Source organism: Kitasatospora sp. CM 4170 (assembly GCF_032110285.1).
In the GTDB taxonomy this organism is placed as follows: Bacteria; Actinomycetota; Actinomycetes; order Streptomycetales; family Streptomycetaceae; genus Kitasatospora; species Kitasatospora aburaviensis.
Genome location: NZ_CP134877.1, coordinates 3,334,974 through 3,348,418, shown reverse-complemented (window position 1 = coordinate 3,348,418; position 13,445 = coordinate 3,334,974). Strand labels below are relative to the sequence as shown.

At 75.4% G+C, this 13,445-nt stretch carries 8 protein-coding genes and 1 tRNA gene; 8 read left to right on the top strand and 1 reads right to left on the bottom strand.

Annotated elements, in window-relative coordinates; all coding sequences use genetic code 11:
* Window positions 1-217: 217 nt before the first annotated feature.
* The 7 genes from RMN57_RS13935 to RMN57_RS13905 all read left to right on the top strand — a co-directional run bounded on the left by RMN57_RS13935 (window position 218) and on the right by RMN57_RS13905 (window position 11,269).
* Window positions 218-290 (top strand) — tRNA-Ala (locus RMN57_RS13935).
* A gap of 221 nt (window positions 291-511) precedes the next feature.
* Window positions 512-1,864: a hypothetical protein gene (locus RMN57_RS13930; RefSeq protein WP_313763732.1), complete on the top strand. Its 1,353-nt coding sequence runs from the start codon at window positions 512-514 to the stop codon at window positions 1,862-1,864.
* A gap of 222 nt (window positions 1,865-2,086) precedes the next feature.
* Window positions 2,087-4,981 (top strand): leucine--tRNA ligase, encoded by a 2,895-nt coding sequence (leuS, locus tag RMN57_RS13925; RefSeq protein WP_313763731.1) that lies wholly within the window; start codon window positions 2,087-2,089, stop codon window positions 4,979-4,981.
* 388 nt (window positions 4,982-5,369) lie between these two features.
* Window positions 5,370-6,161, top strand: coding sequence for a hypothetical protein (locus RMN57_RS13920; protein WP_313763730.1), 792 nt, complete (start codon window positions 5,370-5,372; stop codon window positions 6,159-6,161).
* A 118-nt stretch (window positions 6,162-6,279) separates the two neighbouring features.
* Window positions 6,280-7,125, top strand: coding sequence for a DegV family protein (locus tag RMN57_RS13915; RefSeq protein WP_313763729.1), 846 nt, complete (start codon window positions 6,280-6,282; stop codon window positions 7,123-7,125).
* A gap of 586 nt (window positions 7,126-7,711) precedes the next feature.
* Window positions 7,712-8,482 carry a ComEA family DNA-binding protein gene (locus tag RMN57_RS13910; RefSeq protein ID WP_313763728.1) on the top strand — a complete coding sequence of 257 codons (771 nt, stop codon included), beginning with the start codon at window positions 7,712-7,714 and terminating at the stop codon, window positions 8,480-8,482.
* Between the two features lie 237 nt (window positions 8,483-8,719).
* A complete protein-coding gene (locus RMN57_RS13905; RefSeq protein WP_313763727.1) occupies window positions 8,720-11,269 on the top strand; it encodes a ComEC/Rec2 family competence protein in 2,550 nt (849 codons plus the stop codon).
* Between the two features lie 377 nt (window positions 11,270-11,646).
* On the opposite strand, the gene RMN57_RS13900 is transcribed toward RMN57_RS13905, so the two are convergent.
* Window positions 11,647-11,883 (bottom strand): hypothetical protein, encoded by a 237-nt coding sequence (locus RMN57_RS13900; RefSeq protein WP_313767816.1) that lies wholly within the window; start codon window positions 11,881-11,883, stop codon window positions 11,647-11,649.
* 252 nt (window positions 11,884-12,135) lie between these two features.
* Between RMN57_RS13900 and holA the strand changes: the two genes are divergently transcribed.
* Window positions 12,136-13,131, top strand: a complete 996-nt coding sequence (gene holA / locus RMN57_RS13895; RefSeq protein ID WP_313763726.1) for a DNA polymerase III subunit delta — start codon at window positions 12,136-12,138, stop codon at window positions 13,129-13,131.
* Window positions 13,132-13,445: the final 314 nt, after the last annotated feature.

The following is a 13,445-nucleotide window of genomic DNA, read 5'->3' as shown; positions in this document are numbered from 1 at the left end:
CGCGCCGTGCCGCCGGGGCTCCCGGCGGCACGGCGCGGTGGGGCGGGGCTGGTGGGGCGCCGGCCGTGGTGGCGCCGACAGGTCGCTCCCGAGGGGTGCCCGGGCGGTCGCCGAGGGGCATCCGAATACGGATTCGTGGAGCACCCCTTCGACCGTGTAAAGTAGTCGATGTCGCCGAGGGAAACCGCAGGAAACTCCCGGTGACACTGCAGGTCAAGGGGCTGTAGCTCAGTTGGTAGAGCGCTTGCATGGCATGCAAGAGGTCCGGGGTTCAATTCCCCGTAGCTCCACAGGAATCGAGGGCCGCCTCCCGCTTCGGGAGGCGGCCCTCGGCGTTGTGACCGGTTGTCGGCCGGATGCGGCGGGTCGGTCGCGGCGGCCGGACGCGGGTGGCGGGTGGCGGTGGGCGGGCCCGGGCGGGCCCGGGCGGTGCGCCGCGGCCACGTCCCGGCCCCGGCCCGTTTCCCGGAGGCCCCGGCGGCCGGCCCCGGCGGACCGCTACCGTCGTCCCATGGCCGACCTGGAGCGCAGACGCAACGAGGAGCTGGCCCGGATACTGCACCAGCTCGGCTGGAGCCCGGAGCGCCTCGCCCGCGAGGTGAACCTCACCCTGCCGCCCGCCCTGGCGATCAGCTCCACCGCCCCCTACAAGTGGCGCGACCGGGGCATGGTGCCGCGCAGCCCGCACGACCAGACCGTCTGCGAGGTGCTCGGTCGCACCCTCGGCATCGCCGTCACCTACGAGCAGCTCTGGGGCCGGATGGGCGGCAACCGGGGCGCCAAGATCCTCTCCCCGCACCTGCTCACCGATCCGTGGACGGCCGACACCGCCCAGACCGCGCTGCGCGACGCGGCCACCGACGCCGGTCCGGTCCGGCTGACCGACCTCTTCCGCGGCGCCGACCTCGACCGGGCCGCCGACCGGCTGGCCGCCCCGCCGCCCCCGCTCGGCGGGGGAGAGGGCGCGCTGAGGATCGCCCCGGCCCTGGTCGAGGAGCTCCGGCTCTCCCACCTGAGCAAGCTGCGGCTGGAGCAGGCCTGCGGTGGCGGGCTGGTGCTCGGCCCCGCCCGGGCCGAGCTGGCCCTCGTCGCCAAGCTGCTGGAGCTCGGCGCCTACGACGAGCCGCTCGGCCGTGCGCTGTACGGCACGGCCGGCCGGTTCGCCCGGCTGGCCGGCTGGGCGGCGTACGACCTCGGGCACGACGCGGCCGCCCAGCGGGCCTTCGTCGCCGCGCTGCGGGCCGCCCACCTCAGCGGCGACCGGCGGCTGGGGGTCGGCGTGGTCGGCGGTCTGGTGGTGCTGGCCACCCAGAGCGCCGGCGGGCGGGGGCTGGACGCCGTCACCGCGCTGGCCGGCGCACTGGAGGCGGCCGGGGACGCCCTCGACCCGGCCGACCGGGCGCTGCAGCTCGGGCGGATCGCGCGTGCGCACGGGCGGCGGGGCGACAAGGACGCGGTGCGGGAGGCGGCGGAGCGGGCGTTCGCGGAGCTGGACGCGGCTGGGAGCCGCGCGACGGACGTGGCCGGGCTCGACGCGACGGACACGGGCGGGGACCGCGGGGACGCGCGGGCGGATCTCGCCGGCATGGTGGGGGAGGGCTACCTCTTCCTCGGCGACCACCGGCGCGCCCAGCCCCTGCTCGCCGAGGCGGTGGCGGGCCTCGGTTCCGGGCGGGCCCGGGCGCGGGCACTGCTGATGGTCCGGCTCGCCGACTCCCAGCGCCGCACCGGCCGCCACCGCGAGGCGGCCGCCACCGCCGACCGCGCCCGGGCGCTCGCCGCCGGCATGCAGTCCGAGCGGGTCGCCCGTGCCCTGCGCGACTTCGACGCGGCCTCCCGGGCGGTATTGCCGGGAGGGGCCTGACACCCTTGCGGTACCCTGAGCCCATGCGAACCGTGCGCCTGCTCCTTAGCCGGCCGCGCTGACCAGGACCGGCCCCGCTCTCGGGCGGCTGCCGGAGTCGGCGTGGCGTCCCCTCCTGCGAGGGGCTTTTTTGTTTTCCACCGCCTTCGCCACCGACCTCCCGGTCCGGCCGGCCGGCCGAGCGTGCGGTTCGCCCACTACATCGACGGAGCCAGAAGGACCATGAGCGAGACGACCCCTGCTTCCGGCGCGGCCGAGGCCGCAACCGAGCCGTTCCGGTACAGCGCCACCCTGGCGGCGGAGATCGAGTCCCGCTGGCAGGACATCTGGGAGAAGGAGGGCACGTTCCACGCCCCCAACCCCACCGGTGACCTGGCCGACCCGGCCGCCGGCGACGTCTCCGCGAAGCCGCACAGCTTCATCATGGACATGTTCCCGTACCCCTCGGGCGCGGGCCTGCACGTCGGCCACCCCCTGGGCTACATCGCCACCGACGTCTACGCCCGCTACCAGCGGATGACCGGCCACAACGTGCTGCACACCCTGGGCTACGACGCCTTCGGCCTGCCCGCCGAGCAGCACGCCGTCGCCACCGGCCAGCACCCGCGGATCACCACCGAGGCGGCCATCGCCAACATGCGGCGCCAGCTGCGCCGGCTGGGCCTGGGCCACGACCCGCGCCGCTCGATCTCCACGATCGACCCGGAGTACTACCGCTGGACCCAGTGGATCTTCCTGCAGATCTTCAACTCCTGGTACGACGAGGCCGCGCAGAAGGCCCGCCCGATCGACGAGCTGATCGCCCAGTTCGCCGACGGCTCGCGGCCGACCCCGGACGGCCGCGCCTGGGCGGCGCTGAACGCCACCGAGCGCGACGAGCTGCTGGGCGAGTACCGCCTGGCCTACGCCAAGGAGGTGCCGGTCAACTGGTGCCCCGGCCTGGGCACCGTGCTGGCCAACGAGGAGGTCACCGCGGACGGCCGCTCCGAGCGCGGCAACTTCCCGGTGTTCAAGTCCAACCTGCGCCAGTGGATGATGCGGATCACCGCCTACGCGGACCGCCTGATCTCCGACCTGGACCTGCTGGACTGGCCCGAGGCCATCAAGCTGCAGCAGCGCAACTGGATCGGCCGCTCCGAGGGCGCCCGCGTCGACTTCGCCGTCGACGGCGAGAAGATCACCGTCTTCACCACCCGCCCCGACACCCTGTTCGGCGCCACCTACATGGTGCTGGCCCCCGAGCACGGCCTGGTCGACTCGATCGTCCCCGCCGCCTGGCCCGAGGGCACCCGGGCGGAGTGGACCGGCGGCGCCGCCACCCCCGGTGAGGCCGTCGCCGCGTACCGCGCCGCGGCCGCCGCCAAGTCCGACGTCGAGCGCCAGGTCGAGGCCAAGGTCAAGACCGGCGTGTTCACCGGCGCCCACGCCGTCAACCCGGTCAGCGGCGAGCCCGTGCCGGTCTTCATCGCCGACTACGTGCTGATGGGCTACGGCACCGGCGCCATCATGGCCGTCCCCGCCCACGACCACCGCGACTTCGCGTTCGCCCGCGCCTTCGAGCTGCCGATGCGCTGCGTCGTCCGCCCGACCGACGGCCGCGGCGACGACCCGGCCGCGTGGGACGACGCGTTCGACACCTACGACTCCGTCATCGTCAACTCGGCGCACGACGAGGGCACCGCCGACGGCATCTCGCTGAACGGCCTGAGCGTCGTCGACGCCAAGGCCGCCGTCACCGCCTGGCTGGCCGAGCGCGGCATCGGCGAGGGCACCGTCAACTACCGCCTGCGCGACTGGCTGTTCAGCCGCCAGCGCTACTGGGGCGAGCCCTTCCCGATCGTCTACGACGAGGACGGCGTCATGCACGCGCTGCCCGAGTCGATGCTGCCCGTGCAGGTGCCCGAGGTCGACGACTACTCGCCGCACACCTACGACCCGTACGACTCCACCTCCTCGCCGAAGACCCCGCTGTCGCGGAACGAGGACTGGGTCAACGTCGAGCTGGACCTGGGCGACGGGCCGAAGACGTACCGCCGCGAGACCAACACCATGCCCAACTGGGCGGGTTCCTGCTGGTACGAGCTGCGCTACATCGACCCGACCAACGGCGCCGCCGTGGTCGACCCCGCCAACGAGCAGTACTGGCTGGGCCCGACGGCCGGCAAGCCGGGCGGCGGCGCCGACCTGTACGTCGGCGGTGCCGAGCACGCCGTGCTGCACCTGCTGTACGCCCGCTTCTGGCACAAGGTGCTGCACGACCTGGGCCACGTCGCCTCGGTCGAGCCGTTCCACAAGCTGTTCAACCAGGGCATGATCACCGCGGACGTCTACCGCGACGAGCGGGGCTTCCCGGTCCCGGCCGCCGAGGTCGAGGAGCGCGACGGCGGGTACGTCTGGCAGGGCGAGCCGGTCAAGCGCGAGGCCGGCAAGATGGGCAAGTCCCTGAAGAACGCCGTCGCCCCGGACGAGATCGCCGACGAGTACGGTGCCGACACGCTGCGCCTGTACGAGATGTCGATGGGCCCGCTGGACGTCTCCCGCCCCTGGGACACGCGTGCGGTGGTCGGTTCCTACCGCTTCCTGCAGCGCCTGTGGCGCAACGTCGTCTCGGAGGCCACCGGCGAGCTGGTGGTCACGGACGAGGAGCCGGACGAGGCGACGCTGCGCGCGCTGCACAAGGCCATCGACGGCATCCGCGGCGACATGGCCGGCCTGCGCTTCAACACGGCCGTGGCCAAGGCGATCGAGCTGAACAACTACCTGGTGAAGCGCGGCTCCACGCCGCGGGCGGTGGCTGAGCAGCTGGTGCTGATGGTCGCCCCGCTGGCCCCGCACATCACCGAGGAGCTGTGGCGCCGGCTGGGCCACGGCGACTCGCTGGCCCACACCGACTACCCGGCGGCGGACCCGGCGTACGTCGTCGACGAGGCCGTGACCTGCGTCGTGCAGATCAAGGGCAAGGTCAAGGCGCGGCTGGAGGTCGCGCCGTCGATCTCCGACGCGGAGCTGGAGGCGCTGGCGCTGGCCGACCCGGCCGTCGTCGCCGCGATCGGGGACGCGCCGGTGCGCAAGGTGATCGCGCGGGCGCCGAAGCTGGTCAACATCGTCACCGGCTGACGGTTGGCGGCTGTTGGTCGACGGTCGACGGCTGTCGGGCCGCCGTGGCCGCCGGTTGCCGGCGGTCCGCTGGGCGGGTGCTCCTCGGGGGCGCCCGCCCAGCGGCGTTCCCGGGGGCGGGCGGTGGGCGGGGCGTGGGCAGGGCGCGTGCGGGGCCGGGGGTGGGGCCTTTGGCCGGGGTCCGGGGTCCGTGGTTCGGGGGTTCGCCAGGACTCGGGGATCTCTCCGGGGCTCCCGGGGGAGATCCCCGATCTGTCCCTGATCTCGGGCGCCCGAGCCCGTCTGGCGATGCCGGAGGCCCGGTCCGGCGGATACCGTGGAACCCAAGGCGGTCCGGCCCGCGTTGGGCCCGGTGGGGGCCGGTTCGGCTGGCGGAAGGTGGCTCGTGATGGACGTGCTCGGCGTGATGGTCGGCCTCGCCCTGCTCTTCGGACTCGCGATGGTGGCGCTGGTCGTGGTCGGCGTCGTCAAGGCGGCGAAGGCGGTCGGCGAGAAGGTGGAGCGCCACGAGGCCAACGCCCGGCGTGCCGTGGAGAACGCCACGCTCAAGGCGAAGACCTTCGCCAAGCCCGGCCCGCAGGGCCAGATCTCGTCCGTCCGGCTGGGCCTGCGCACCTCGCTCGACGGCACCCGCCAGGTCCTGGAGAGCGGCCTCGTCCAGGACGGCCAGCTCGGCGAGTCGCTCGCCCTGCTGCGGCGGCTGGACGCCCACGCGGCCGAGCTGGACGGTGAGCTGCGCATCCTGGAGCGCGAGCCGGACACCGGGCGGATCGCCGCCAAGCTGCCCGAGCTGCGGGAGCGGGCCGAGCGGATCAAGCACTCCGCCGAGACCATGCGCTGGGCCGCTCAGGACCGGATGCACCGCTTCGCGGACGACGAGCTGACCCGGCTCAGCCAGGAGTGCGAGAACGAGGCCGGGGCACTGCGGCACTGGGACGCCCCGGGCGGGAACGGTGCTTCCGGTGGCGACGGGGTCGGTGGCGCCGCGGCCGGTGGTTCCGCGGCAGGCGGTTCCGTGGCCGACGCTTCCGCGACCGGGCGTCCGTCGACGCAGCGGGCCGGCCTGACCGACGGGAAGGGCGGGCGGCCGAGCGCCGAGGAGCTGCTGGTCCTGGGCGACCCGCTGGCGAAGCTGACGGAGCGGCTGCGGAAGCCGTCGGCGGGTCCGTCGGCCGGCTGAGCGGGCAGGCGCGGGTGGCGGGCGGTGAACCGCCCGCAGGCGCAGCGTCGCCGGTGGGCCCGGGGTGACGCGGTCGGTGCGCTGTCGTCCGGGCCGGGCGCGGAGTAACCTCCGCCTCATGCCCGCCGACCTCGCACTCGTCACCGATTCCACGGCCTACCTGCCGCAGGAGGCCGTCGACCGCCACGGTGTCGCCGTGGTCCCGCTGAGCGTCGTGGTCGGCGACGCCGTGCTCACCGAGGGTGTGGAGATCTCGCCCAAGGACGTCGCCGAGGCGCTGCGAGGCAAGCAGCGCGTGACGACCTCCCGGCCCAACCCGGAGTCCTTCGCCGCCGCCTACCGGGCTGCCGCCGAAGCGGGTGCGCGTGGCATCGTCTCGGTGCACATCTCGGGCGAGCTCTCGGGGACGGCGGAGGCGGCCCGGCTGGCGGCCGCGGAGTCGCCCGTCCCGGTGCGGGTGGTGGACAGCCGGCTGGTCGGCATGGCCCTCGGGTACGGGGTGCTGGCGGCGGCCGAGGCGATCGCGGCCGGCGCGGAGCTCGACGGGGCGGCCGACGCCGCCGTGCGGCGGGCGGCGGCGACCACCGGGTTCTTCTACGTGGACACCCTGGAGTACCTGCGCCGGGGCGGCCGGATCGGGGCGGCCCGTGCGCTGCTCGGCTCGGCCCTGGCGGTGAAGCCGCTGCTGCACCTCGACGGGGGTCGGATCGAGCCGCTGGAGAAGGTGCGCACGGCGTCCCGGGCGATCGCCCGGCTGGAGGAGATCGCCGTCGAGGAGGCGGGCGGTCGGGAGGTCGACATCGCCGTCCACCACCTGGCGGCGGAGGACCGGGCCGAGCCGCTCGCGGAGCGCCTGCGGGCCCGGGTTCCGGGGCTGCGCGAGCTGTACGTGGGCGAGGTCGGCGCGGTGATCGGCGCGCACGTCGGTCCGGGGCTGCTGGCGGTGGTGGTCTCGCCGCGCTGAGCGGCGCTCGGCGCCGGTGCTGGTCCTGTACCTCTGTTGACGGCCGGTCACCCCGCCGGGCGACCCCGGTCAACTCCGAGCCGCTCTCCTGGCTCGTGCGAGTGACCTGAGTTATCCACAACCCCCGGGTTATCCACAGGGTTACGGCAATTCTCCCGCCCGCCCTGGACGGGCTCCTAGCGTGCACCGCATGACGAGCACGAGATTCGGCGCGAGCAAGCGCCAGGCGATCAGCCGCACCGCCCGGGCACGGATGGCGGTCCTGCTGCCCGCGGCCGAGGGCCCCGGGGAGGTCCGGCCCGCGGGGCCGGCCACGGCACCTGTTCCATTGGTGGGAGGGGGAGCGGCCGCGCCCACGGCGGACGTTCCGACGGCGGACGTTCCGGTGACGGAGGTTCCGGTGCCGCTCGCGCCGACTCGGGGCGCGCCGACGGCCGATGCTCCGGCTGTCGGAGCGGGTGCGGCGGGCGAGCCGTCGGCCACCGGGCCGCCGGGGCCAGGTCGGGAGTCCGGGTCTGGGGCCGAGCCGGGGTCTGGGACAGGGCCGGGGGCCGGGTCCGGGTCGGCGCCGGGCTTTGACGACCCCGTGCCCGGCCACCTCACCGAGTCGCTGCCAGGGCTGCCGTCCGACCAGGGGGACGTGGCCCCGGCCGCTGAGGGGGTCGTGGCGGGGCCGTCCGGCCGCGCGCGGTTCCGCCTCGGACCGGCGGCGATGCTCGACCGGCGGGCCGTGGCGGGGCTGGCCGTCCTGGCGCTGCTGGCCGTCGCCTACGGCGCGCAGCACTTCTGGCTGGCGCGCCCCCAGCCGGTCGAGGTCCCGGTCGTGGCGGCCGCAGCGGCGGAGCCCGGTAGCGGCGGTCCGCCGCCGTCGGATGCCGTTCCCGGTGCGCCGCGGTCGGCGGACAGCCATGCAGAGGCGGCCGGTGCGGTCGTGGTGGACATCGGCGGCCGGGTGCACGCTCCCGGGCTCCACACACTTCCCGGCGGGTCGCGGGTGGCCGATGCCCTGCACGCGGCCGGGGGCCCGCTGCCCGGGACGGAGACCAGGAACCTCAACCTGGCCCGGCTGCTCACCGACGGCGAGCAGATCCTGGTCGGGGAGTCCGGAGGGGCCCCGCCCGCCGGTGGGCCCGGCACCGGCGGGCCGGCGGCTGGGACACCGAAGCAGCCGGTCAGCCTGAACCACGCCACCCTCGAACAGCTCGACACGCTGCCGGGCGTCGGCCCGACGCTCGCCCAGCGCATCATCGCCTTCCGCATGTCCCACGGCTCCTTCCGCTCCGTCGACCAGCTCCGCCAGGTCAACGGCATCGGCGAGCGCACCTACGCGGAGATCAGACCGCTGCTGACCCTCTGATCCGTCCCGGCCCCACCGCCCCGGAACCGGCCGACCTGAGCCCGCCCTGCCCGACCCCGGCCGACCCGTGCGTCGACCGTCTGCCCATCGGCTGCCCGCCCACCGACTGCCTGCCTGAAGGGAGGTGCCGTCATCACCAGCCCGGCCGCGACCGCGAAGCCGATCACTGACTCGTCATCAACTCCTCTGACCGCCGACGATCTCCGGCTGCTGCTCCCTGCCGTCGCGGCGTGGGCCGTGACGGCGGCCGTGCTCGGCCTGGGCCCGGGCCACGGCGCGGTGCTGCTCGCCGCTGCGGGGGCCGCCCTACTCCTCGCCGCTGTCCTGCTCGCCGGCCGTCCGGGCGGGCGCCCCTCCTGGGCAGGGGGCCGGCGCCAGGGCACCCGCATCACGGCGGCTGCCGTACTGCTCGTCGCTGCCGCGGCGACCGCCGTGACCCTGCTGCACACGGCCGACCTCCACCGGGGCCCGGTGCCGGCGCTCGCCCGGGCCGGGGGCACCGCGCCCGAGGTGGCCGTCGAACTGACCGTCACCGGTGACCCGAGGACACGCGCTTCGCGGACCAGGGGGACGACTGCCGGGCAGACCGTCCTCACCGTGGACGCCGTGGTGGACCGGGTCACCATCTCCGACGGGCCGGTGCCCGTGCCCGGAGCAGCCTCCGCCCGGACGCACACGCCGGTGACGGTGCTCGCCCGCGGGCCGGACATCGACCGGTGGCAGCGGTTGCTCCCGTCTACCCGGGTGGCCGTCGAGGCCGATGTCCGCCCGGCCGGGGAGGGGCACGACGACGAAAGTGCCGCTTTGCTGGTCGCGCACGGCCCGCCCCGGGAGCTCGCGTCGCCGAGCCTGCCGCAGCGGATCGCCGGACGGCTGCGCGAGGGTCTGCGGACGGCCGCCGACGGGTTGCCGTCGGATGCGCGGGGGCTGCTGCCGGGCCTCGTCGTCGGCGACACCTCGCGCCTGCCCGGCGACCTCCTGGAAGCCTTCCGGGCCACCGACATGGCCCATCTGGTCGCGGTGAGCGGCGCCAACCTGGCGATCGTCCTGGGGGTCCTGCTCGGTGCGCCGGGGCGGGCCGCCACCCCCGAACGACGCGGCCTGGCCGGGTTCCTCGGGCTCTCCCTGCGCACCACGGCGCTGCTCGGCACCGGCATCACGCTGGCGTTCGTCACCGTCTGCCGGCCCGAGCCGAGCGTGCTGCGGGCGGCCGGCACCGGGTTGATCGGGCTGCTGGCGCTGGCCACCGGCCGTCCGCGCCGGGCGCTGCCGGCCCTGTCCGGGACGGTGCTGCTCCTGGTGCTGCTCGATCCCTACCTGTCGCGGTCCTTCGGCTTCCTGCTCTCGGTGCTGGCCACCACCGGGCTGCTGGTCCTCGGTCCGCACTGGGCGCGGGCGCTGCAGGCGCGGGGCTGGCCGCACCACTTGGCAGGTGCCGTCGGGGCCACGGCGGCGGCCCAGGCGCTCTGCGCGCCGGTGACGGTGGTGCTGTCCGGACACATCAGCCTGGTCGCCGTTCCGTGCAACCTGCTGGCCGAACTGGCGGTGGCTCCGGCGACCCTGCTCGGATTCGCGGTGCTGGTGATGGAACCCCTCTTCCCGGCGCCGGCCCGGCTGCTCGCAGAGGTGGCGGGTGTCCCGGTCGGCTGGCTGGCGGCGGTGGCCCGGCACGGGGCGGATCTACCGGGGGCTCAGCTCTCCTGGCCGGGCGGGCCGCTCGGCACGGTGACGCTCGCCCTGGGGACGGTGGCGGTCTGTTGGACGGTGCCGTTGCTGGTGTCACGGCGGGGCGCGGTGGCGGGGCAGCGCCGCTGGGGGCGCTGGGCACGGGCGGCAGTGGCGGGTCTGCTCTTCCTGGTACTGCTGGCCGTGCTGCTACGACCGCCCGTGCTCACCCGGCTGGCCACGGGCTGGCCGCCTCCGGGGTGGCGGCTGGTCATGTGCGACGTGGGGCAGGGCGACATGGTGGTGCTGCCGACGACGGGCTCGGTGGGTGACCCACCCGACAGCGCGGTCGTGGTCGATGCCGGGCCGGATCCGCATGCGGCCGATCGCTGTCTGCGGGAGCTCGGGATCACCCGGGTGCCGCTGCTGCTGGTGACGCACTTCCATGCCGATCACGTGGAGGGCGTGCCGGGGGTGCTGCGGGGCCGCGCGGTGGGGGCGATCGAGGGGACCACGGTGGACGACCCGCCGGGTGAGGCGGCCCGGGTGTCCGGGTGGGCAGCGGCCTCCGGAGTCCCGCTGCTGCGGGCTCGGCGGGGTGAGCGGCGGTCGGTCGGGCCGTGGCTGTCGTGGGAGGTGATGTGGCCGGACGCCATGCCGGCGCCGGAGGCGGCGGGTGCCAACAACGCCAGTGTGGCGCTGCTGGTGACGTTGGCGGGCGGGCTGCGGCTGGCCTTGTTGGGCGATCTTGAGCCACCGGCTCAGGCGGCGTTGCTGGGGAGATCGGGAGGTGGGGTGAAGGTGGACGTGCTGAAGGTGGCACATCATGGTTCGGCGCATCAGGACTGGGACTTGGCCACAGTGTTGGGCCCCCGGCTGGCTTTGATCTCGTGTGGTGAGGGCAACCCGTACGGGCATCCCTCGGCGCGGACGGTGGATCGTCTGCGCTCACTCGGGGCCACGGTGCTGCGGACGGACGTGGCCGGTGACATCGCGGTGACGGGCGACGGCCCGGCCGACCTCGGGGCTTCGGTGCATCCGCACGCCGGCCACGGCCGGCGCGGTGCCCGTGCCCTCCGCGGTGTGGTCGAGGCCGGCGGGCCGCGCGGCCCGCCGGCCTGACTCCACCAATCCCGCTCACTCGCTCGCCCTCCCCACCAGGAGGAGGAGAGGAGGTGGGGAGGGAGGGAGGGCGAGGGGGGTGGGGGGCGGGGCGGGGCCCCAGGGAGAAGACGCGCCGGCCCCGGGCGCTACCCGGGGCCGGCGCGAGTGGAAGCGGCCCCCAGCGCGAGTGGAAGTGGCCCCAGCGGGGGCCACCGCGCTCCGGGTCTGCCGGGCGCGAGGCACCGCCGCCGGGGACAGCCGAGGACGGGCAGAGGCCGCCGGGGACGAGGAACGCGGCCGCTGCGGGGCGATATGAGAGGCAGCGGCGCCGCTGCGCTCGGGGCGGTCGCCCGCCCACGAGAAGTCGGACCGGCCGACTTCTCACGGAGGCGCCGTCAGCTCTCCTCGCGCCAGCCGTCGTACTCGGCGGCGACGGCGTCCAGGGCGCGCAGCAGGGCGGCGGTCCAGCCCTCCTCGGGCGGCTCCACGACCACGAGCCACTGGGCGTCCTCGGCGTCGTCCTCGCCCGCGAGCGCGTCCCGGACGATTTCGAGCTCGCCGAGGTCGGCGTGGTCGGCGCTGAGCTGCTCGGCGGCCTCCTGGGCGGCATCGCGGTCGGGCAGGACGAGCAGTTGCCGGGCGTTCGGGTCGAAGGCGTCCGGCTGGTTGGTGGTCTGGTCTTCGGTCACCCGGCCATTCTCCAGGGCGCGATCTTCGTCCCCGCGGAGACCCCCGGCCCTGGCCCCCGGCCCCCGGCCCCGGCCCCAGGCGCGGCGCCCCCGGCCCCGGCCCCGGCCAGGCCGCGACCGCGGGCCCCGCTCCCCGCGCCCCGCGTGCACCGCACCGGGCAGGGCTGTCCGTACCGCGTGGGATGCTGGTAGGCGATGGCCAGGAAGAGTGCACCCGACGACCTGCTCGCCCCGCTGACCCTCGCGGTCGGCCAGGAGGAGCTGCTGCTGGACCGCGCGGTGGCCCAGGTGGTGGCGGCCGCGAAGGCCGCGGACCCCGACACCGACGTGCGGGACCTCGCGCCCGGCGGACTCCAGCCGGGCAGCCTGGCCGAGCTGACCACGCCCTCGCTGTTCGCCGAGCGCAAGGTGATCGTGGTCAGGGCCGCTCAGGACCTCTCCGCCGACTCCGTCAAGGAGGTCAAGGCGTACATCGAGGCCCCGGCCGAGGAAGTGATCATGGTGCTGGTCCACGCGGGCGGCGCCAAGGGCAAGGGGCTGCTGGACGCCGGGCGCAAGGCCGGTGGCCGGGAGGTGGCCTGCGCCAAGCTGGCCAAGGCGTCGGAGCGGCTCGCCTTCGTCAAGGGCGAGTTCCGCACGCTCGGACGGTCGGCGACGCCGGAGGCCTGCCAGGCGTTGCTGGACGCGCTCGGCAGCGACCTGCGCGAGCTGGCGGCCGCGTGCAGCCAGCTCACCTCGGACGTCGAGGGGACCATCGACGAGACCGTGGTGGCCCGCTACTACAGCGGTCGGGCCGAGGCGACCGGCTTCGAGGTGGCGGACCTCGCCGTCACCGGCCGGGCCGCCGAGGCGCTGGAGCGGCTGCGCTGGGCGCTGGCCGTGGGGCAGCCGCCGACCGGCATCACCTACGCCCTGGCCTCGGGGGTCCGCAGCATCGGCCGGCTGGCGACCACCGGGCGGAACATGCGCCCCGCCGACCTGGCGCGCGAGCTGGGCATGCCGCCGTGGAAGGTGGACCGGGTCCGTCAGCAGATGCGTGGTTGGACGGGTGACGGCGTGGCCACCGCTCTGACCGCGATCGCCCAGGCGGACGCCGCCGTCAAGGGCGGCTCCGACGACCCGGCCTTCGCGCTGGAGCGGGCCGTGGTCGCCGTGGCGCGGGCCGCCCGGGCCGGTTCCCGCCCGTACTGAGCCAGGTCGGTGCCGAGCCGTACTGAGCCAGGTCGGTGCCGAGCCGTACTGAGCCAGGTCGGTGCCGAGCCGTACTGAGCCAGGCCGGTACCGACCCACCCTTCCCGCGGGCCTGGAGCGGCGGCTGTTGCTGCCGCGGAGGCCCGGCGAACCCGGGTCCGCCCCGGGACGGTGGTGCCCCGACCGCCTTGGCCGGGGCACGGAACGCGACAGGCGCCGCAGCAGCCTCTGGGGAAGAGGTCCGCTACGGCGCCTGCCGTACTGCCTGTGCACCGCACCCGCGTGGCGAACGCAGGCCGCGTGCGGTGCGAGTC

Bases quoted from the DNA above. Each gene is read 5' to 3' on its own strand.
- RMN57_RS13915 (WP_313763729.1), top strand. From the start codon at position 6,280: ATGCCCGCCGACCTCGCACTCGTCACCGATTCCACGGCCTACCTGCCG.
- RMN57_RS13920 (WP_313763730.1), top strand. From the start codon at position 5,370: ATGGACGTGCTCGGCGTGATGGTCGGCCTCGCCCTGCTCTTCGGACTC.
- leuS (WP_313763731.1), top strand. From the start codon at position 2,087: ATGAGCGAGACGACCCCTGCTTCCGGCGCGGCCGAGGCCGCAACCGAG.
- holA (WP_313763726.1), top strand. From the start codon at position 12,136: ATGGCCAGGAAGAGTGCACCCGACGACCTGCTCGCCCCGCTGACCCTC.
- RMN57_RS13930 (WP_313763732.1), top strand. From the start codon at position 512: ATGGCCGACCTGGAGCGCAGACGCAACGAGGAGCTGGCCCGGATACTG.